At 64.0% G+C, this 19,771-nt stretch carries 22 protein-coding genes; 12 read left to right on the top strand and 10 right to left on the bottom strand.

Annotated features, from left to right (window positions below):
• The first annotated feature begins 10 nt into the window (after positions 1–10).
• Together H1B27_RS21010 and H1B27_RS21005 are read left to right on the top strand one after the other, a co-directional pair.
• Entirely contained in the window at positions 11–340 is a 330-nt protein-coding gene (locus H1B27_RS21010; RefSeq protein ID WP_061878566.1) for a DUF2160 domain-containing protein, read from the top strand.
• Positions 341–470: 130 nt separating this feature from the next.
• Complete coding sequence (locus H1B27_RS21005) at positions 471–2,213, top strand: ABC transporter substrate-binding protein (RefSeq protein ID WP_061878565.1); 1,743 nt, start codon at positions 471–473, stop codon at positions 2,211–2,213.
• Positions 2,214–2,400: 187 nt separating this feature from the next.
• Here H1B27_RS21005 and H1B27_RS21000 read toward each other — a convergent pair whose 3' ends face one another.
• The 3 genes from H1B27_RS21000 to H1B27_RS20990 form a co-directional block, all read right to left on the bottom strand.
• Positions 2,401–3,501, bottom strand: coding sequence for an alkene reductase (locus H1B27_RS21000; protein WP_197967369.1), 1,101 nt, complete (start codon positions 3,499–3,501; stop codon positions 2,401–2,403).
• A 180-nt stretch (positions 3,502–3,681) separates the two neighbouring features.
• Complete coding sequence (locus tag H1B27_RS20995) at positions 3,682–4,185, bottom strand: DUF1993 domain-containing protein (RefSeq protein WP_061878563.1); 504 nt, start codon at positions 4,183–4,185, stop codon at positions 3,682–3,684.
• A 110-nt stretch (positions 4,186–4,295) separates the two neighbouring features.
• Positions 4,296–5,597 (bottom strand): lytic murein transglycosylase, encoded by a 1,302-nt coding sequence (locus H1B27_RS20990; protein ID WP_197967368.1) that lies wholly within the window; start codon positions 5,595–5,597, stop codon positions 4,296–4,298.
• A gap of 187 nt (positions 5,598–5,784) precedes the next feature.
• Here H1B27_RS20990 and htpX point away from each other — a divergent pair, with 187 nt between their 5' ends.
• Together htpX and H1B27_RS20980 are read left to right on the top strand one after the other, a co-directional pair.
• Positions 5,785–6,744 (top strand): zinc metalloprotease HtpX, encoded by a 960-nt coding sequence (htpX, locus tag H1B27_RS20985; protein ID WP_197967367.1) that lies wholly within the window; start codon positions 5,785–5,787, stop codon positions 6,742–6,744.
• 148 nt (positions 6,745–6,892) lie between these two features.
• The gene (locus tag H1B27_RS20980; protein WP_197967366.1) at positions 6,893–7,534 is read left to right on the top strand and encodes a tetratricopeptide repeat protein; all 642 of its coding nucleotides are present in this window, start codon (positions 6,893–6,895) and stop codon (positions 7,532–7,534) included.
• Between the two features lie 227 nt (positions 7,535–7,761).
• Here H1B27_RS20980 and H1B27_RS20975 read toward each other — a convergent pair whose 3' ends face one another.
• Together H1B27_RS20975 and H1B27_RS20970 are read right to left on the bottom strand one after the other, a co-directional pair.
• Positions 7,762–8,112, bottom strand: coding sequence for a hypothetical protein (locus H1B27_RS20975; RefSeq protein ID WP_197967365.1), 351 nt, complete (start codon positions 8,110–8,112; stop codon positions 7,762–7,764).
• A 175-nt stretch (positions 8,113–8,287) separates the two neighbouring features.
• Positions 8,288–9,088 (bottom strand): hypothetical protein, encoded by an 801-nt coding sequence (locus H1B27_RS20970; protein WP_061878558.1) that lies wholly within the window; start codon positions 9,086–9,088, stop codon positions 8,288–8,290.
• Positions 9,089–9,316: 228 nt separating this feature from the next.
• On the opposite strand from H1B27_RS20970, the gene H1B27_RS20965 reads away from it, so the two are divergent.
• Positions 9,317–9,610 carry an antibiotic biosynthesis monooxygenase gene (locus H1B27_RS20965; protein ID WP_061878557.1) on the top strand — a complete coding sequence of 98 codons (294 nt, stop codon included), beginning with the start codon at positions 9,317–9,319 and terminating at the stop codon, positions 9,608–9,610.
• Positions 9,611–9,780: 170 nt separating this feature from the next.
• On the opposite strand, the gene H1B27_RS20960 is transcribed toward H1B27_RS20965, so the two are convergent.
• The gene (locus tag H1B27_RS20960; RefSeq protein ID WP_197967364.1) at positions 9,781–11,226 is read right to left on the bottom strand and encodes a helix-turn-helix domain-containing protein; all 1,446 of its coding nucleotides are present in this window, start codon (positions 11,224–11,226) and stop codon (positions 9,781–9,783) included.
• A gap of 402 nt (positions 11,227–11,628) precedes the next feature.
• Here H1B27_RS20960 and H1B27_RS20955 point away from each other — a divergent pair, with 402 nt between their 5' ends.
• From H1B27_RS20955 to H1B27_RS20945, 3 genes are all read left to right on the top strand, one after another.
• Positions 11,629–13,260 carry an isocitrate lyase gene (locus H1B27_RS20955; protein WP_197967363.1) on the top strand — a complete coding sequence of 544 codons (1,632 nt, stop codon included), beginning with the start codon at positions 11,629–11,631 and terminating at the stop codon, positions 13,258–13,260.
• Positions 13,261–13,292: 32 nt separating this feature from the next.
• On the top strand, positions 13,293–13,505 hold the full coding sequence (locus tag H1B27_RS20950) for a DUF4170 domain-containing protein (RefSeq protein WP_027575539.1): 213 nt from the start codon (positions 13,293–13,295) through the stop codon (positions 13,503–13,505).
• Positions 13,506–13,701: 196 nt separating this feature from the next.
• Entirely contained in the window at positions 13,702–14,256 is a 555-nt protein-coding gene (locus H1B27_RS20945; protein WP_197967362.1) for a hypothetical protein, read from the top strand.
• Positions 14,257–14,375: 119 nt separating this feature from the next.
• Here H1B27_RS20945 and H1B27_RS20940 read toward each other — a convergent pair whose 3' ends face one another.
• Complete coding sequence (locus H1B27_RS20940; protein ID WP_197967521.1) at positions 14,376–15,257, bottom strand: metallophosphoesterase family protein; 882 nt, start codon at positions 15,255–15,257, stop codon at positions 14,376–14,378.
• A gap of 107 nt (positions 15,258–15,364) precedes the next feature.
• On the opposite strand from H1B27_RS20940, the gene H1B27_RS20935 reads away from it, so the two are divergent.
• Complete coding sequence (locus H1B27_RS20935; protein WP_061878553.1) at positions 15,365–15,856, top strand: NUDIX domain-containing protein; 492 nt, start codon at positions 15,365–15,367, stop codon at positions 15,854–15,856.
• Positions 15,857–16,080: 224 nt separating this feature from the next.
• The gene (locus tag H1B27_RS20930) at positions 16,081–16,596 is read left to right on the top strand and encodes a GNAT family N-acetyltransferase (protein ID WP_061878552.1); all 516 of its coding nucleotides are present in this window, start codon (positions 16,081–16,083) and stop codon (positions 16,594–16,596) included.
• A 111-nt stretch (positions 16,597–16,707) separates the two neighbouring features.
• On the opposite strand, the gene H1B27_RS20925 is transcribed toward H1B27_RS20930, so the two are convergent.
• The 3 genes from H1B27_RS20925 to H1B27_RS20915 are packed head-to-tail and all read right to left on the bottom strand — an operon-like array spanning position 16,708 to position 18,742.
• The gene (locus H1B27_RS20925) at positions 16,708–17,820 is read right to left on the bottom strand and encodes a helix-turn-helix transcriptional regulator (protein WP_197967361.1); all 1,113 of its coding nucleotides are present in this window, start codon (positions 17,818–17,820) and stop codon (positions 16,708–16,710) included.
• 33 nt (positions 17,821–17,853) lie between these two features.
• Complete coding sequence (locus tag H1B27_RS20920) at positions 17,854–18,033, bottom strand: hypothetical protein (RefSeq protein ID WP_156504893.1); 180 nt, start codon at positions 18,031–18,033, stop codon at positions 17,854–17,856.
• 16 nt (positions 18,034–18,049) lie between these two features.
• Positions 18,050–18,742 (bottom strand): sulfite exporter TauE/SafE family protein, encoded by a 693-nt coding sequence (locus tag H1B27_RS20915; protein ID WP_197488669.1) that lies wholly within the window; start codon positions 18,740–18,742, stop codon positions 18,050–18,052.
• Between H1B27_RS20915 and H1B27_RS41030 the strand changes: the two genes are divergently transcribed.
• Positions 18,648–18,935: a hypothetical protein gene (locus H1B27_RS41030; RefSeq protein ID WP_197967533.1), complete on the top strand. Its 288-nt coding sequence runs from the start codon at positions 18,648–18,650 to the stop codon at positions 18,933–18,935. The two genes, H1B27_RS20915 and H1B27_RS41030, sit on opposite strands and share 95 nt — an antisense overlap.
• Positions 18,936–19,010: 75 nt before the next feature.
• Positions 19,011–19,424 (top strand): hypothetical protein, encoded by a 414-nt coding sequence (locus tag H1B27_RS20905; RefSeq protein WP_210343431.1) that lies wholly within the window; start codon positions 19,011–19,013, stop codon positions 19,422–19,424.
• The last annotated feature ends 347 nt before the right edge of the window (positions 19,425–19,771 follow it).

The following is a 19,771-nucleotide window of genomic DNA, read 5'->3' as shown; positions in this document are numbered from 1 at the left end:
GGAGGCAACCATGGAATCTATCGCATGGATGGCCTGGACGCTGCCGACCGCGATCTTCTTCGTCGCGCTCGCCTGCACCCTGGCCGTGATGACCTGGCTCGCTGCGGTCTATCCGGAGGCCGAGCGCGTCGGCGTGCTGCGCATCCCCACTACGCGCGGCGATCGCCTGTTCATCTCGCTGATCGCCGCCGCCGTCATCCACCTCGCGTGGATCGGCCTCGTCGGCACCGACCCCATCGCCACGGTGCCGATTGGAGAGGAGGGCTTCGAGATTTCGAGCCTGTGGCTCGCAAGCGGAATTTCGCTGGTCACGGCCGTGCTCATCTTCCGCACGGTCTGAAACTCGCGAAGGGACGGCCAGATCCGGGACCAACCCGGGCCTGTATAAAAGTTTGTCGCTGCAACGGAGGAACAACATGCGACAGTTTAGGAGAAGGAAAGGTCCATTGACCAAGAATAGCTTTTTGACCATGTCCAGCGCCGCCGCGATCGTTGCGGTGTCGCTTGCGGTCTCGGCGCCGGTCCGCGCCGCCGACGAGGCCGTGATCCAGAAATGGATCGCGGAATTCCAGCCCTCGACGCTGTCGAAGGAAGACCAGAAGAAGGAGCTGGAGTGGTTCGCCAAGGCCGCCGAGCCCTTCAAGGGCATGGAGATCAACGTCGTCTCCGAAACCATCACCACCCACGAATACGAAGCGCAGACGCTGGCGAAAGCGTTCTCCGAACTCACCGGCATCAAGCTCAAGCACGACCTCATCCAGGAAGGTGACGTCGTGGAGAAGCTGCAGACCCAGATGCAGTCCGGCAAGAACGTCTACGACGGCTGGATCAACGACTCCGACCTGATCGGTACCCATTTCCGCTACGGCCAGACCATCGCGCTGTCGGACTACATGACCGGTGAGGGCAAGGACGTCACCGACCCCATGCTCGACGTCAACGACTTCATCGGCAAGTCGTTCGGCACCGGGCCGGATGGCAAGCTCTATCAGCTGCCCGACCAGCAGTTCGCTAACCTCTACTGGTTCCGCTACGACTGGTTCACCAATCCCGACTTCAAGGCCAGGTTCAAGGCCAAGTACGGCTACGAGCTCGGCGTGCCCGTGAACTGGTCCGCCTATGAGGACATCGCCGAGTTCTTCACCAACGACGTGAAGGAGATCAACGGCGTCAAGGTCTATGGCCATATGGACTATGGCAAGAAAGACCCCTCGCTCGGCTGGCGCTTCACCGACGCCTGGCTGTCGATGGCCGGTAACGGCGACAAGGGCATTCCGAACGGTCTGCCGGTCGACGAATGGGGCATCCGCATGGAGGGCTGCCGTCCGGTCGGCTCTTCCGTCGAGCGTGGTGGCGACACCAACGGTCCGGCGGCGGTCTACTCGATCACCAAATATCTCGAGTGGATGAAGAAGTACGCGCCTCCGCAGGCCCAGGGCATGACCTTCTCCGAGTCCGGTCCCGTGCCGGCGCAGGGCAACATCGCCCAGCAGATGTTCTGGTACACCGCCTTCACCGCCGACATGGTGAAGCCGGGCATCGCCGTGATGAACGCGGACGGTACGCCGAAATGGCGTATGGCTCCGTCGCCGCACGGCTCGTACTGGAAGGAAGGCATGAAGCTCGGCTACCAGGACGCCGGATCGCTGACGCTGCTGAAATCGACCCCGGCGGATCGCCGCAAGGCAGCCTGGCTCTATCTCCAGTTCATCGTCTCCAAGTCGGTGAGCTTGAAGAAGAGCCATGTCGGTCTCACCTTCATCCGTGAATCCGACATCTGGGACAAGTCGTTCACCGAGCGTGCGCCGAAGCTCGGCGGCCTGATCGAGTTCTACCGCTCGCCCGCGCGCGTGCAGTGGACCCCGACCGGCAACAACGTGCCCGACTATCCGAAGCTCGCGCAGCTCTGGTGGCAGAACATCGGCGATGCGTCGTCCGGTGCGAAGACCCCGCAGCAGGCGATGGACGCGCTCGCCGCGGCCCAGGACTCGGTCATGGAGCGCCTGGAGAAGTCCGGCGTGCAGGGTGCCTGCGGTCCGAAGCTCCACAAGAAGGAGAAGCCGGAGTACTGGTTCGCGAAGGCCGAGAAGGATGGCACTGTCGCGCCCCAGCGCAAGCTCGCCAACGAGAAGCCGAAGGGTGAGACGGTCGACTACGACACGCTGATCAAGTCGTGGCCGGCGAGCCCGCCCAAGCGCGCGGAAGCGAAGTAAGCGGCGCGTAACGTCGTCAAATGCGAAAGGCCGGGAGCGATCCCGGCCTTTTTCTTTCCGTTTGTGGCGCCGCCGCCTCTCCACGTCATTGCGAGCGAAGCGAAGCAATCCAGAGTCTTTCCGCGGATGCAGTCTGGATTGCTTCGTCGCAAGAGCTCCTCGCAATGACGGCGGAGAGCGCGGAGCCTCACTCCGCCGGCTCGGCCGCGAGCGTCGGGTAATCCGTGTACCCCTTGGCGCCGCCGCCGTAGAAGGTGTTCTTGTCCCATTCGTTCAGTGCCGCGCCCCGCTTCAGCCGTTCGACCAGGTCGGGGTTGGAGATGAAGGGCTTGCCGAAGGCGATGAGATCGGCTGCGTTTGTGTCCAGCACCTTGGTCGCGAGGTCGAAATCGTAGCCGTTGTTGGCGACGTAGGCGCCGGCGAAGCGCTTGCGCAAGGATGCATAGTCGAACGGGGCGATGTCGCGCGGGCCGCCGGTGGCGCCTTCGACGACGTGGAGATAGACCAGCTTGAGCGCGTTGAGCCCGTCGACGATGTGATCGAACAGCGGCTGCGGGTTGCTGTCGGAGAGATCGTTGGCCGGCGTGACCGGCGAGATGCGGATGCCGGTGCGATCGCTGCCGGCCTCGGTGGCGACGGCCTTGGCGACTTCCAGCATCAGCCGCGCGCGGTTCTCGATCGAGCCGCCATAGGCGTCGGTGCGCTTGTTGGCGCCGTCCCTGGCGAACTGGTCGAGCAGATAGCCGTTGGCGCCGTGGATCTCGACGCCGTCGAAGCCGGCTTCCAGCGCGTTCTTCGTCGCACGCTTGAAGTCGTCGATAATCCCGGGAATTTCGGAGAGTTCGAGCGCACGCGGCTCGGAGACGTCGGCGAAGGTGCCGTTGACAAAGGTCTTGCCCTTGGCGCGGATCGCGCTCGGCGCGACCGGGGCGGCGCCATTGGCCTGAAGGTCGACATGCGAGATGCGGCCGACATGCCAGAGCTGGATGAAGATCTTGCCGCCACGTTCATGCACCTTGTCGGTGACCTTGCGCCAGCCGGCGACCTGGTCCTTGCTGTAGATGCCGGGCGTGTCCTGGTAGCCCTGACCCTGCTGCGAGATCTGGCTCGCTTCGGTGATCAGGAGTCCTGCGGAGGCGCGCTGGCCGTAATAATCGGCCGCCAGCGGACTCGGAACGAACGTGCCGGGCGCTGCGCGGTTGCGCGTCAGCGGCGCCATCACCAGACGATTGGCCAGCGTGATCGGCCCGAGCTTGTAGGTCTCAAACAATTTCGTCGAACGGCTCATTGGGAATGCTTCCAGGCGGTGAGAGATTTCGAACACTTGTGCATCGCGACATCAGGCGCAAGGGATGAGCCATTCGGAAAGTGCAGGCGAGCTACGCGGCAGCGCCCGCGTAGCATAAATCATGTGCAATTCCGGCTGCGACAGCGAAATCCCGCTGTCGCAGCCGTGCGATTTCACAACTCAGTTCGCGCCGAGGAAATCGCGCTTGCCGATCTCGACGCCGTTGTGTCGCAAGATGCCGTGGGCTGTCGCCGCGTGGAAATAGAGGTTCGGCAGCGAGAACGAGCTCAGGAATTGCTGTCCCGTCATGGTGATGGTCTTGCCGGGGCCGACCGGAAAGGTGACGTCCTTGGCGTCGGCGCCCTCAAACTGCTCGGGCTTGAAGGATTTGACATAGTCGATCGTCTTCGCCAGCCGCTGCTTCAACTCCGCAAAGCTCGTTTCGGTGTCGGGCGTCGAGGGCACCTCGCTTTGCGTCAGCCGCGCACAGCCTCTGGTTGGATAGTCGCTGACCAGCTGGACCTGCCGCGACAGCGGCAGCATGTCCGGGAACAGGCGCGAGCCGAGCAGGACGCCGGGATCGATCTTTTTCGCCGCGCAATGCGCCTCGGCTTTGGTGAGCAGCCCGGTCACGCTGTTCAGCATCTGCAGATAGGCGGGGACGACGGCGTCGTAGAAGGACATATGATGCTCGCTTCAATGGTGGGAAATCTCAGGAGAAAACCTGAGCCACTCACATGGGAGCCTCATGGAAAAATACAATCGTCGCAAGTGGCCTGTGCGGTGCGAAAATTCTACCGAACCGTCGCCTGGGGCTGCGCCTGCGCCGTGCCGCCGCGCATTCGCGCCAGCAGCTCCGCCGTTGGCCAGGAATCGGCCGGCAGGCCGTATTTGATCTGCATCGCCTTCACGGCAGTGCGGCTCTGCTGGCCGAGCACGCCGTCGACCTTGCCGACATTGTAGCCGGCACGCACCAGCAGCTGCTGCAATTCCTTCAGCTCGTTGAACGGCAGCTGCGCGACCGGCGCGTAGGGCTTGCGCATCGGCGCGGCGCCGGCGATGCGCGAGGCGAGATAGCCCGCGGTGGTCGAGTAGATCAGTGAGTTGTTCCACTCGGTGTAGGCCGCGAAATTCGGATAGGCGAGGAAGGCCGGACCAAAGCGGCCCATCGGCAGCAGCACGGATGCCGCAAGATTGTCATTCGGCAGCGGACGTCCGTCGGGATAGGTGACGCCCAGCTGCGCCCATGTCGAGCGCGGCTCGCGCACCGTGAGATCGGTCTTGTCCCACGGCAGGTCCGGCGGCACCTTGATCTCTTCCAGCCACGGCTCGCCGCGCCGCCACTTCAATCCGTTGGCGATGTAGTTCGCAGTCGAGCCGATCACGTCGGCTGGCGAGCGCAACAGGTCGCGCCGTCCGTCGCCGTCATAATCGACCGCGTAGTTGACATAGTGCACGGGCAGGAATTGCGTCTGCCCGAGCTCGCCGGCCCAGGAGCCGATCATCTCGTCGGGGTGCAGATCGCCGCGATCGATGATCTTCAGCGCGGCGATGGTCTCGCCCACGAACATCTCGGAGCGGCGGCAGTCATAGGCGAGCGACACCAGCGATTTCAGCGTCGGCAGATTACCCATATTGGCGCCGAAGTCGCTCTCGAGGCCCCAGAATGCGGCGATCACGGCCGGTGGCACGCCATATTCCTTTTCGGCGCGCGCAAACGCCGCGGCGTGTCGCTTGATGTGCTGCTGTCCATTCTGCATGCGATAGGACGCCGCCATGCGGCCGGCGAATTCGGTGAAGAGTTGGCCGAACACGCGCTGGCCGCGGTCGCGGTTGACGATGCCCTGGTCGTAGACGAGATACGGCGAAGCCTCCGCGATCGTGCGCTGCGACACGCCGGCAGCCACCGCCTGTTGCTTCACATCCGCCAGGAAGCGATCGAAGCTCGCACCATTGTGGCACGATGCTGTGCGTGGCGAGGCGGCGGTGGCTTTCGGCGCGGCCGGGTTGGCCGGTGGCGGCGCGAACTGGGCGGAGGCGGGAGCGGAGAGCGCGAGAAGAGCGGTGGCCGCGATCGAAAATCGGGTCAGGAGCATGAGGTTTCCGCTGGGGGAGGGGACGCCGGGATTCTAGACGAAGTTTAATGGAATGATGGCGCTCAGACCAGTGCCGCGGCTCCGCGACGCACCCGGAAACCTTGCATCCCGGCCGGGGTCATCCCTACCTGATGTTTGCCGGCCTGCAGGCGCTTCCAGCGGCCGCGACCGGCCTGGAGAGACGGCCATGAACTATTTTCGTACCGCAATGCTGCTCGCAGGCCTGACCGCCCTGTTCATGGGCGTCGGCTATCTGATCGGCGGCGCCTCGGGCGCCATGATAGCGCTCGTCATTGCCGCCGCGACCAATCTCTTCACCTACTGGAACTCCGACCGCATGGTGCTGTCGATGTACGGCGCCCATGAGGTCGACCGTTCGACCGCACCGGAGCTGGTCGGCCTCGTCGCCGAGCTTGCCGGGCGCGCCGGCCTGCCGATGCCGCGCGTGTTCGTGATGGACGAGGTGCAGCCCAATGCGTTCGCGACCGGCCGCAACCCGGAGAACGCCGCAGTCGCCGTCACCACCGGCCTGATGAACCAGCTCAGCCGCGAGGAGCTAGCCGGCGTGATCGCGCACGAGCTCGCCCACATCAAGCATCACGACACGCTTCTGATGACCATCACTGCGACCATCGCGGGCGCGATCTCCATGCTGGCCCAGTTCGGCATGTTCTTCGGCGGCAATCGCGAGAACAACAATGGTCTGGGCATCGTCGGCTCGATCCTGATGATGATCCTCGCTCCGCTCGGCGCCATGCTGGTGCAGATGGCGATCAGCCGTACACGCGAATACGCCGCCGACAATCTCGGCGCGCGCATCGTCGGCCAGCCGATGTGGCTGGCCTCGGCGCTGGTCAAGATCGAGGGCGCCGCGCATCAGGTGCCGAACTACGAGGCCGAGCGGAATCCGGCGACCGCGCACATGTTCATCATCAATCCGCTGTCGGGACATGGTGTGGACAATCTGTTCGCGACCCACCCCTCGACCCAGAACCGTGTCGCCGCCCTCCAACAGCTTGCGTCCGAGCTCGGCGGGCGGGCGGCGCCGTCGGTTGGGGCCAACGAGAACTACCCGCCGCGCGGCCCCTGGGGCCGCTCCTCGTCACGTGGATCTTCCCGCGGTCCCTCCCGCGGTCCTTGGGGCTAGTCCCTGGGGCTAGCCAACGGAACCGGTGAGGATTTGCGGCTTTGTGACCTGGCGCACATAGGGTCATCCCGGCCGGTGTTAATACCTCGACGTGACCATTCCTTCGAAAGGGGATGCGCGGCCGGCCCGCTTCCGGCCACCGTCGAAGATGACCAGAGCAGCCGTACTCTTGCTGATCGTTCTTTGCGTGCTCGTCGGCCTGTCCACGCACATGGTCGTCAATTGCGGCGACGAGGACGATCCTGACATCTGCTCGGCCGTGATCGGCTTCTCGCCGCTTCGCGGCTCGCTGATCGCTTTCGCCTATGCGGGGCGCGGGCGGATCGCGCTGCGTCACGGCGACTTCAGGCGGGCGATCGCCGATTTCGACGAGGCCATCCATCTCAATCCCAACCGCGGCTCGCTCTATCGCGACCGGGCGACGGCCCGTCGGCTGAACGGCGAGCTCGAGGGTGCCATTGCGGATTATGACGAGGCGATCGCGCATGATCCCAAGCTCGCCGCACCCTATCACCAGCGTGGTCTTGCGCTCGCCGCCATGGGCGATCTCGATCGGGCCATCCTGAGCTTCAACACGGCGGTCCGCCTCGACCCCTCCGATGCGCAGGCCCGTCTCGATCGCGGCCTCGCGTTCCTCGCCCGCGGTCAGGCCGACGATGCCCGCGCCGATTTCGAGGCCGCGCTGGCGCTGCCCGCCGGCAAGAACGGCGCCGCGCGAGAGGCAGCGCGCGCCAAGCTCGCCGAACTCGCCAGCGCCGAGCCGACACAAGTGTCGGCGCCGAGACGGTAGAAACATCCGGAGCTGCGGGCTCTTCCCCTTGTGGGAGAGGATGGCTCGTCGCGAAGCGGCGAGACGGGTGAGGGGTATCTCTCCGCGAGTGAAAATCTCGCAGTCCAGTTTGCTGAAGCAACCCCTCATCCGGCGCCGTAGCCGAAGCTTCGCTTCGGCGTTCTTTAAGAACGACGGCCGAAGGCCGCCTACGCCACCTTCCCATAAGGGGAGGAGGAAGAAAGCGCTTACTTCGCCTTCCCGGCCTTCGCCTTCTTCGCCTTGGCCTTCTTCTCGGGCTTGTCCTTCGCCTTCTTTTCCACCTTCACCGCAATCGGCGCCCTGGCGGCCAGGCGCATCGATCGCGCGTAGCTGTCGGCGACGTTGTCGGCGGACATCTGGAGGCGCTTGGCCGCGACAGTGGCCTGCTCCATGGTGGCCTTGGCCATCATCTTGAAGCGCTCGCCGGTCTCCTTGCCCTTGGCCTTGGCCGCAAGGCCGTTGAAGCGATCCCGCCGCTCCTTGGCGCGGGTCATCAGGCCCGTATGCAGCTGTCTGGCCAGTTGCCGGATCACGACATCCAGGTCTGCGTCCGCCATGTTCTCTCATCCTCTTCGAAAAACGGTATCGATGCGGCGGGACTATGCAGATCGGGCCCTGCCTTGGCAATTCCCGCCAGCGCGTCATCCGCAGCTTCCAGCTTGCGAAGCAAAAAAAGCCGCGCATATTGCGCGGCTTTTTGGCTGGCTTGCTTGGGGAAACGCGATGTCTGCTTTACTTCAGCGAGGCCACCGGGCCGTTCGCCGCCGCCGGCTCGGGGTCGAAGCCGAACACGCCGACCAGGTACTTGTAATAGTCCGGCATCTTCTCCTTGAGCGCCTCGCGCGACTTCGGGTCGTGGAATTCGCTTTTTCCGGCCAGGAAGATGCTGGCGGTCACGGCGAAGAACTCCATCGGGTTCTTCATCGCATAGGCCTCCTTGGGCAACATGTCCTTGGACTTGGCCAGCGCGTAATAGGCGATCACGCCCTTGTTGGCGTAGCCGTCCGGCAGCAGCCGTGCGTGATAGGCATGGAGAAGCTCGTGCAGCAGCACGGCCTCCTTCTCGTAGCGCATCATGTCGGGCCGCAGCATGATCACGCCGAGCCCCGAGTCGACCGCGAGGTCGACGGCGTTCGGATTGGTCCAGCGCTGCTTGTCGTGGTCCCACACCGTCAGCGTCCGCGGCACGCGGCGCTCGACGTTGGGAGCGACGCGGCCGTAACAGGCGGTCGCGGCGCCTTCGTCGAGGCAGGCGAGCTCGCTCGCGATGATCGGCACGGTGCGGAAGAAGCGCAGCACGCGCGGCGACAGGCCGGCCGCTTCGACGGCATCGATCTGCTGCTTCAGATTGTCGGCGAGCTTGTCGACGTCCTTGCGGTCGGAGTTCTCCGACAGGTCGAACATGTAGCCGCGGTAGCCCTGGAAGCCCGGTGGTAACGACGGCGCTGCGTCGGCATCGAGCGAACCGGCATGAGATGGATTGGCGAAGAGCGCGCCGACGATGGTTGCGGTCAGCAGCAACGCAATGCGCATGATGAAGCCCCCTGATGTCACTTCGCCCGGCAGAATAGGCCGCCGTTGTTTGCGAAACGTGAGTGGGGCGAGACTAAGGCGCCGATGTTGAGGCGTGCTTAATCTCTGGTTGCAGATCGCACAGGCGGATTAGCGCGGGGTTAACCAAGCGTGGATCAGCCGCCTGCATCGGCGTATCATCGGCTCCGGGTCACAGGCCCAAAGTCCAGATAGCCGGAGGAGGATGCCATGTATGCCGCCATCCGTCAGGCCAAGGCGAAAAGCGGGAGTGCGGAAGAGCTGGCCCGCCGCATCAAGGACGGCGCCGTTCCGATCATCAGCGACGTCGATGGCTTTCGCGCCTACTACGTCGTCTATGCCGGCGACGACACGGTCACCGCGATCTCGATCTTCGACAAGTTCGAGCAGGCCGAGGAGGCGAACCGGCGCGCAATCGCCTGGATCGAGCAGAATTTGGGCCCGCTGCTGGCCGGCGACGCGCGCGCCGTGGCGGGGCCGGTGATCGTGCATACGCTGGCGTAGTTGGGCGGGTGCCTTCGCCTCTCACCGCTTGCGGGGAGAGGCCGGAATTCGAGCGCAGCTTGAATTCCGGGTGAGGGGGACTCTCCGCGAGTCCAACTTGTACCGTCCTCGCGGAGAGTCCCCCTCACCCCGACCCTCTCCCCGCAAGCGGGGAGAGGGAGAACATGCCCTCACAGCTCCCGTGCATTCGAGAACGCGAACGAGCTCACCCGTCGCGTCGTCTCGTCCAGGATCAACGTGCGCGTGATCGGGGGCTCGGCGCGCTGGGCGCAGTTTTCGCGCTCGCACAGACGGCAGTTGACGCCGATTGGTGTTCCCTCGGTTTTCTCCAGGTCGATGCCTGCGGCATAGGTCAGGCGTGCGGCGTGACGGATCTCGCAGCCGAGGCCGATGGCGAAGCGCGGCTGCGGCAGCGGGTGCGGCGCGACGGGGCGGCGCACCATCTGCGCGATCGAGAAATAGCGCGTGCCGTCCGGCAGCTCGATCACCTGCTTGAGCAGGCGGTCCGGCGTGTCGAAGGTCGAGTGCACGTTCCACAGCGGGCAGGTGCCGCCGAATTTCGAGAACGGGAAGGTGCCGGAGGAGAAGCGCTTCGAGACGTTGCCGGCATTGTCGACGCGCAAGAGGAAGAACGGAATGCCGCGCGCGTTCGGCCGCTGCAGGGTGGTGAGGCGGTGGCAGACCTGCTCGAAGCCGGAATTGAAGCGCTGCGCCAGCACGTGGATGTCGTAATTCAGCGCTTCGGCTGCGGCAAGGAAGGCCGGATAGGGCATCATCACCGCCGCTGCGAAGTAATTGCCGAGGGTGATGCGAAACAGGCGGCGCGGCGCGTCGTCCAACGGGCCGGCGCGGCCGACGATGGTCTCCAGGGCTTGCGCGCATTCGCCGAGGCCGAGCTGGAAGGCAAGCTGGAACGCGCGGCCGGGCGGGTCGACCAGCTCCGAGATCAAGAGCTGACGGCGATGCCGGTCGAAGCGCCGCAGCGTCTCGCGCATCACGTCCACCGGCATGATGCGGGTCTGGATCGAATGCTTTTCACGCAGGCGCGCCGCAAGCGCGGCATACAGCCCTTCGGCCGGCACGTTCAGTTCGTCGCGCAGAGTCTCTGCGGCCTGCTCGAGCTCCGGGAAATAGTTGCGGTTGGCCTCGATCAGTTCACGTACGCGCTCGACCGGATTGGCCTCATAGCGCGTGCCGACGTCGCGGTCGGCCATTTGCGCGGCGGCCAGCGTCTCGCCTTGGCGCGCCTCGGTATAGGCGGCGTAGAGCCGCTGCAGCGCGTGGGTGACGCCGGGGCAGAGCTCGGCGAGGTCGCGCAGCTCCTGCTTGGGCAGGTCGATCTGGCGGAACAAGGGATCGGAGAAGATCTCGTTGAGCTCGGCGAAGAAGCGGTCCTCGTCGGCGGTGGCGAGGTCGCGCAGGTCGAGGTCATAGGTCTCGGCAAGGCGCAGCAGGATTTGCGCGGTCACCGGGCGCTGGTTGCGTTCGATCAGGTTGACATAGCTCGGCGAGATCCCGAGCCCCTCGGCGATCTGGGTCTGCGACAGCCCCAATTGCTGCCGGATCCTCCGGAAGCGCGGGCCGACGAAGAGTTTCTTGCCGGAAACGGCGGCCATCAGCGGCTCCTCTCTTCGCCTCTCCCCGCTTGCGGGGAGAGTCCGACACGCGAAGCGTGGCGGGTGAGGGGGAGCTTCCGCAGGGGAGGTGAGAGCCGAAGTCGAGGAGAGAGCCCCTCACCCCGACCCTCTCCCCGTAAGAACGGGGAGAGGGAGAAAAAGTCGGACTCGGCGGCCATGTCGTTTGATCCCCATCAGGACAGACATGCTGACCATTTATTTACAAGATTTACAAAATAACATCTATTACATGTTCTGATGTTACATGACATCACCAATCAGAAACAAGCCCTCTATCCGAATTTTCCGTTTTCGCGTTTAGCTCCTGACACGCATCTCGCAATGCACTGTCAAGAATGTCGATGGCCAGCCATCGCCATCGTCAGCGAAAGGATCAGGCACATGAACTACCAGCCCCGCGGCATCAGCCCCCTCCTGCGTCCGGCCTCCTATCAAAGCGAGGTCGAGGCAGCCCAGGCGCTCCTCGAGACCCAGCCAACCTGGAACGGCGTGTCGGCCGAGGCCGTCGCGCGCATGCGCCTGCAGAACCGCTTCAAGACCGGCCTCGACGTCGCCCGCTACACCGCGGCCTTGATGCGTGCCGACATGGCCGCCTATGACGGCGACCCCACCAAGTACACCCAGTCGCTCGGCTGCTGGCACGGCTTCATCGCCCAGCAGAAGCTGATCTCGGTCAAGAAGCACTTTGGCAAGACCGATCGCACCTATCTCTATCTCTCGGGCTGGATGATCGCCGCGCTGCGCTCCGAGTTCGGTCCGCTGCCCGACCAGTCGATGCACGAGAAGACCTCGGTGCCGGCGCTGATCGAAGAGCTCTACACCTTCCTGCGCCAGGCGGATTCGCGCGAGCTGAACGACATCTTCCGCAGCCTCGACAAGGCGCGCAAGGAAGGCGACAAGACCCGTGAGAAGGAGCTGATCGAGAAGATCGACAACTTCCAGACCCATGTCGTGCCCGTCATCGCCGACATCGACGCCGGCTTCGGCAATACCGAGGCGACCTATCTGCTCGCCAGGAAGATGATCGAGGCGGGCGCCTGCGCGCTGCAGATCGAGAACCAGGTCTCGGACGAGAAGCAGTGCGGCCACCAGGACGGCAAGGTCACCGTGCCGCATGAGGTCTTCCTGGCGAAGATCCGTGCCTGCCGCCACGCCTTCCTCGAGCTCGGCGTCGAAGACGGCGTCATCGTCACCCGCACCGACTCGCTCGGCGCCGGCCTGACGCAGCAGATCGCCGTCAGCCACAAGCCCGGCGACATCGGCGACCAGTACAACAGCTTCCTGGATTGCGAGGAAGTCACGGCGGAGAACGCCAGGAACGGCGACGTCATCATCAACCGCAACGGCAAGATGATGCGTCCGAAGCGGCTGCCCTCCAACCTCTACCAGTTCCGTCCGGGCACCGGCGAAGACCGCTGCGTGCTGGACTGCATCACCTCGCTGCAGAACGGCGCCGACCTGCTCTGGATCGAGACGGAGAAGCCGCATATCGAGCAGATCGCGAAGATGGTCGACCGCATCCGCAAGGTGGTTCCGAACGCGAAGCTGGCCTACAACAACTCGCCCTCGTTCAACTGGACCCTCAATTTCCGTTGGCAGGTCTTCGACGCCTGGAAGGAGGCCGGCAAGGACGTCGGCAAGTACAACCGTGCCGAGCTGATGAAGGCGGAGTATGACGATACGCCGCTGGCCAAGGAAGCCGACGAGCGCATCCGCACCTTCCAGGCGGATTCGGCCAAGCGCGCCGGCATCTTCCACCACCTGATCACGTTGCCGACCTATCACACGGCAGCGCTCTCGACCGACAATCTGGCCAGGGAGTATTTCGGCGAGCAGGGCATGCTCGGCTACGTCAAGAACGTCCAGCGCGCCGAGATCCGTCAGGGCATCGCCTGCGTGAAGCATCAGAACATGGCCGGCTCCGACATCGGCGACGACCACAAGGAGTACTTCGCCGGCGAAGCGGCCCTGAAGGCGGGCGGCGCCCACAACACCATGAACCAGTTCGGCTAACGAACCACGCACCTCTCGATAGGAGACTGACAATGACCAAAGGCAGCAATTTCTGGGTGATCGGCGGCGAGTTCGGTTCGATGAACTTCCACAAGCTCGTGGAAGGCTCGGCCCAGGTCAAAGGTCCGTTCAAGTCCCGCAAGGAGGCTGAGGACTGCTGGCGCGAGGTGTCGGAAGAGAGCCGCCACAAGGCCGGCGTCCGCTTCTCGATCGTGGAAGAGCCGCAGCGCGCTCCGGCAGCCTGATCAGGCGGCTGCCGAACTCACCTAAGAAGACGTCCAAGGACGGATGGTCCCATCCAGGCTTCGCCTGGGTGGGACCGTCTGTTTTTGGCACAGGTGTAAAGGCTGTGGGGCGCTGTAAGTATCTGGAATTGTGGGCCTTTGCGGAGGGGATGGTTGCTGATAGGTTAACGTAGGAAAGTCGAGGACGAGGTCGACTATGTCAGAGCCCGAGATCAGCGGGACCCATCCCGGCCAGCCGCGCCCGGTGCGGCTGCGCGATGCACTGCTGCGCGCACGGATCGAGGCCGCCGACCGGACCGGCGTCGTGGTCGATCTCAGGGACGCCGAGGTGGCGCGGCTCGAGATCCTCAACGATGGGCTCGATCCCCTGTTCGCGCAGGTGCCTGATCAGATCGACCTGTTCGACCGCGGCATCAGCCAGGGCGATACGCCGAGGCTCTGGATCGACGTCGTCGCCCACATCGTGATGGGGCGCGACAAGCGGATGTACCGCTTCGTCCAGGACACCCGCTTCGGCCGTATCGTCCTCGCCGAATCGCACGACACCGCCGTGATCGTCGAGGCGGTCACCGACTATGTCGCGCGCCGCATGGTCGAGCGCGAGCGCGCGATGGTGGTCCCGCCCGAACCGCAAGCACCGGCCGCCGTGCCGCCGCGCCGCTCGCGCGTCTGGCCGTTCGTGTTCGGATTTGTGCTCGGCGCCGCCGCGTTGTTCGGGGTCGCGGTGCTGGCTGCTTTGCGGAGCTGGTGAATTTTTCTCTTTCGTCATTCCGGGGCATGCGAAGCATGAACCCGGAATCTCGAGATTCTCAGGTGCGCAAGGGCGCACCGGAGTTCGGCTCTTCGAGCCGCCCCGGAATGACAGCGGGTCTAAATCAACCTCGCATGCTTGATCTGCCCGATCTGGAATCCGGCCCCCAGGCTCCGCACCGTCTGCTCGCAGCGCCAGCCGGCATTGTCCTTCTCGATCGTCAGCAGATTATACGCCGCCGCCGGGTAGCGTCCGTGCGCGAGCGCGGAGGCCGAGGGAACGCCGAGCGCGGGAATGTTTCCGTTGGGACCTTCGATCCAGATCGTCGAATGAACGTGGTCGTGCCCGTGCAGGATCAGCTCGACGCCGTGGCGCTTGAGCAGCGCCAGCAAAGCGGGCGCGTCCGTCATCCGCTTCTGGCGGGCATCGGATTTCAGCGGATGATGCACCAGCAGCACGCGGAAGACGTCCTCCGCCGCGAGCCGTTCGAGCACCTGTTCGAGCGAGGCGAGCTGATCGGGCCCGAGCGTGCCCGTGGCCATCAGCGGCAGGGTCGGTACCGCCGTGGACAGGCTGATCAGCGCAAGCGGTCCGCGCCGGCGCACGGACGGAAAACCGATGCGGCCGTCGTCGCCGGCAAGATAGGGCGCAAACGTCTCGCCGAAGCGATGAGAGGTGGCACGGACGTAGGCGTCGTGGTTGCCGGGAATCGCGGTCACGCGCTCAGGCGGGCCGACGCTCTCGAGCCAGGCGAGGGCCGGCGCGAATTCCGCCTCCAGCGCGAGGTTGACGAGATCGCCCGTCACCGCGACGTGGTCGGGCGACTGCGCCTTCATGTCGGCGACGAGTGCATCGAGAACCTCGCGGCGCTGGTATTTGTGGCGGTTGCGCGTCCAGTTGACATAGCCGAGCGCGCGCTTGCCCGCGAGCTCGATCAGCCGGGGCTTCGGCAAAGGCGGCAGATGCGGGTCGGACAGATGGGCGAGCGTGAAGGGAGCCAGCGTGTTGGGAGTCATGACGCGCGATTGCCTCGCTATTGCTCTACCGTAATGGCAAGGTCGCGCCCAGCGCGCAAGCAGGGCCTGAAACGGGGCGGCAGGGAAGTCTGATGGGAGAAAGTCTGAACCGTGTGCGACGGAAAGCCGAGCCGCTGCTGCGGCGGCTCTTCCACGCCTACTTCCTGGTCGTCCGCGGCATGACGCTCGGCGTCCGCGCCGTGGTGCTGGATGCCGAGGATCGGGTCTTCCTGGTCAGGCACAGCTATGTCAGCGGCTGGTATCTGCCTGGCGGCGGCGTCGACCACGGCGAGACCATGGAGCAGGCGATGCGGCGCGAGCTCAAGGAGGAGGGCGACATCGATCTCACCGGAGAGGCCATGCTGCACGGCATCTTCCTCAACAGCCACGTCTCCCGCCGCGACCACGTCGCGGTCTACGTCGTCAGGCAGTTCAGGCAGGACCGCGTCCCTGAGCCCAACCGCGAGATCGTCGAATGCGGGTTCTTCGCGATCACCGCGCTGCCCGAGGGCACCACGCCCGGCACGCGGCTGCGGATCGCGGAAGTGCTCGACGACCGGCCCTTGATTGCGACGTGGCGCTGAGGGCGGCCTGTGCCAGTAACCGGCTCGACCGCCGCCACGGAAAGCCGGATGAAGATTACCAAACCCGCTTTCGGCCTGACCTGCCTTCCGGTCCTCGCGGGCAACATCGGAATCCTGCTGGCGCTGGTCTCGATCATCTTCGCGATCCCGATTGTAAAACGGGACTGAGGTGGGTGCCACGCCCATGGACCTCCGCATTCGCAGATGCTACTCCGCCGGATGACATGACCGACCTCTCACTGACCATCCTTCCCGAGGCCGCCGGCGACGCTCAGGCGATCGAGCGGCTGCACGAACGTACCTTCGGTCCCGGCCGCTTCGTGCTGAGCGCCTACCGGATTCGCGAGCACGTCGACCATCTGCTCGAACTGTCCTTCACCGCCCGCATCGGCACGCTGCTGGTCGGCTCGGTCAGGCAATTGCCGATCCTGATCGGCGACACGCCCGCGCTGCTGCTCGGTCCGCTCACCGTCGAGCCGCCGTTTCGCGGCCGCGGCGTCGGCCGCGCGTTGATGGAGCGCGCGCTGAAGGATGCGAAGGCGAAAGGCCACCGCCTCGTGCTGCTGGTCGGTGACGAACCCTATTACAGCCGCGTCGGTTTCAAGCCGGTCCCCAAGGGCCGCGTCACCATGCCGGGCCCTGTCGATGCCGCTCGCATCCTGGTGTTCGAGCTCGCCGACGGCGCCTTCGAGGGCGTGTCGGGCCCGGTCGGCCCCGACTGGAGCAAGGCGCGGGGGTAGCCGCAGCTCCACGCCCGGATGGAGCGTCCGCCGTAGCTCGAAGGGCGAAGGCGGAAAGCGCAATCCAAGGCCAAGCGGACAAGTCCCGGCTCTCGCTCCGCTCGATCCTGGCTACGAGGCTTCGCCAGGGGATCTGACGACACCTATCGACGCGAGAAGTGCGGCAAGCTCAGCCTGACCTCTCGTGTCGGTTTTGGCAAAGACTCGTCTGAGATGCGTTTTGACCGTATTGGCGGACAGCCCCAGCATGACGGCTGCTTCGGATGTCGTCCCGCCGGAGGACGCTGCAACTGCCACGCGTGCTTCCGCCCTGGTCAAGCCATATGCGTCCGTCAATTGTTGCGAGCTCGCCGTTCCTCTTTGCGAGGGATCGATCACGAAGGCGGCGCAGGCCGCGTTGCGGATGAAGGCCCCACCGAGCATCGCGACTTCTTCGCTGCGCAGTCCCACGACGACAATAGTCAGAAGCCGCGTTCCGTCCACCGCGGGAACACTCATCGTTCCGCCGGCTCCGCCGGCCAATGTCGACCGTACAAGGTTTGCGAGACGTTTCGAATGCGGGGCTGACCAGGTCGCCATCGCAGGCTTGAGCTTGAGCGTCCCTTCTGCTTCCAGCGAACAGGCCGTCTGGTTCGCAAAGACGACATGTGCCCTGGGACCCATGACGACGACGCCGTCCGCCAGTTGATCGATCACGTCGAACGCGGCTCTCCTCAATGCGTGATACCCGGTCAGGCGAAATCCCAATGTGACGGATCTCCGCAGATGGGGAGCCAGCATTTCGATGTGCTTGCGGCCGGCTGCGTCGAATTCGCCGCGGCGCCTGCTGCGGCAGATGTTGAAGGCCACACGGAAGTCGTCCTTCGCCGCCAGCGCAATCATCGCGTTGTGTCCGATGCCTTGCGGCCTGAGGACCTCGTCGTAGAAGACCGATTTTTCGAGCTCGCGCAGCGGCACCACTTCGTCCGACAGGACCACTTGCCCGATCGGCTTGTCCTCCATCGCCTCCGACCAGGCATTCTGCATATGGCGTTCCTGGTAGACTTGACTGCATTGCTGGTTCAAGCGGCCGTTGAAATCGAAGTAGACTTGCTCGGCCGTGACCGATTGTCCGAACAATACCCCGCCTTCGCTTCCTGTGAGATCGGCGATAGCGGTGAGAACGGCAGGCCAGAGGTCTTGTTGGCCGGCGGCCTCGTATATCAAATCGAGGATGCGTTCCATTATTGCGATCCGGGATGCGCCAGACGAGCGCTTCTACTTCTTCAGAGACGCGAGAGGCACGCTCGTGCCTGCAGTTTGAACATCATGATCGGTCGTCAGCGCCAGCATCAGCATGACGGCCAGCAGCGATCCATAGAAGCTGACGACCGCAAGCCGCCATTTGCGCACCACGGGGTGGTCTGATCGGGGGAGATCCTGCGGGGATTTCTGCATGGGATGCTCCGAACCTTCAGAGGGGCCTGACAAAACCGATCCCGGCAGCCATCAGCAGCAGGCCCACGATGCGGTTGAACGTGGCGGTATCGACGCGGTTGAAGATAATCAGCCCGACATAGGCGCCGAGCACGGCGGGGGCTGCATAAAAGAGGAGGCCGAGCGGCATCACCTCTGACGGCCGCAAGACCATCAGCAAGGACAGCGACAGCAGCTGGTTGACCAGGATGAAGGGCTGGATGATTGCGCGGGCCCGGTGCTTGTCGAAACCTTGGACATGGCACCACATCGAAACGAAAGCGGCAGGAAATGCTGCAAGGCCTCCGGTAATGCCTCCCAGCGCGCCAACCGTGATGCGTCCCCACAAGGGATTCTTCCCGGACCGCAGAGTCGGCTTCAGCGCCGTGAAGGCGCCATAGGTGATCAACAGAGCTCCCAACATCGGCAGCAAGGTGGACGCCGAAGTGTTGCAGAGGAGATGAAGGCCGATGGGCAACGTCAAGATGCTGCCGAAGAGGTAGGGAGCGCACCGGCGCATCTCGATCGATTCACGCAAGCGCCAGACGCAGTAGACTTGTTGGGCGATCGAAGCCACCAGGAGAATCCGGACGATCGTGATCGGCTCGCTCAAGCTATGGAAGAGGAAGGCGCCGGCGATCGGCGAGAATGCGAAGCCTGCGATACTCGAAACCAGCGCGGACAGCAGCACGACCCAGCAAGCTGCTTTCGTCGCACTCGACGAGATGGCAAGCGCGACGGCGAAGATTCCGAGACAGACCGTGGGAATTGCTGGAAATGATTTGACGACGGAGAAAGTGGAAGCTGCCTTTGGATCGACAGGCGGCATGAAAACCTCCGACAACAAGTCTTTGGTGGCAATCGCGGGTATCGATCTCCGATGACCCTACCCGCGCGGCAGAACAATGCGTGTGAACCAATTCACGACGTCGAGCCGAATATCGGGCTCGGTGCTTCTGATGCTAACGACTGCGAAGCAACGCAGCGTCACCCGACCGGGTGACAAATGGTGGAACACCGGCAATCAAGCACGCGCGGTGAATGTCGCGTCACGTTGCTCGAAAATTGTGCGCTTCGGTCGCAAATCTGAAATGTTTAATAGAATTGTATTTCATAGATATGCAATCAGAACGAGAGTTTCCTTTTCCGTCATAGTTTCGCTGCTTAGTTTGGCAAAGCAGAACCCATGTTCGCGCCGACGATGTCGGCGCCACGATGTTGGCCGCAATGTCGAGGATGGAATGCGTCCTTCTCTGGTCAGACTGCTGGCGGCAACGATCGGCTTGGCCGTTGGCATTGCGTTGATTGCAGGAAAGCCGCCGGCCGACGGCCATCACAAGGGCCTTCGCCACGCGCACTTCGTTGCCAACTAGCTAGAGCTTGATCGAGGTTCTGTATTCCGCTCACGCGGGAGGGATAGCCCGTCGTCCGTGAAGAGCGGCTAAGCGATTGAGCTAGAATCGCATTTGTCTTTGTGGGCTGTTTTGCGATTGCAGGGTTTTGATGCTTGGGGCATCGGAACCTTGCAATTTCATTTTCAGGATTCCGTCGAATCGCCAGTCATGATTCCGTCGTCGCATCGGAGGTGGCGATGCGACCGAAGAAGCACAGGACGACGGAATCGGGCGATCTGTTCCGGGCCAGGCTGGACCAGATCATCAATATGAAGCACGAGCTGGTTCAGCTTGCCGGCAAGGTCGATTGGGACTGGATCGACGGC

Origin of the sequence: Bradyrhizobium diversitatis (genome assembly GCF_016031635.1) — a bacterium.
In the GTDB taxonomy this organism is placed as follows: Bacteria; Pseudomonadota; Alphaproteobacteria; order Rhizobiales; family Xanthobacteraceae; genus Bradyrhizobium; species Bradyrhizobium diversitatis.
This window is presented reverse-complemented; position numbering and strand designations above follow the sequence as displayed.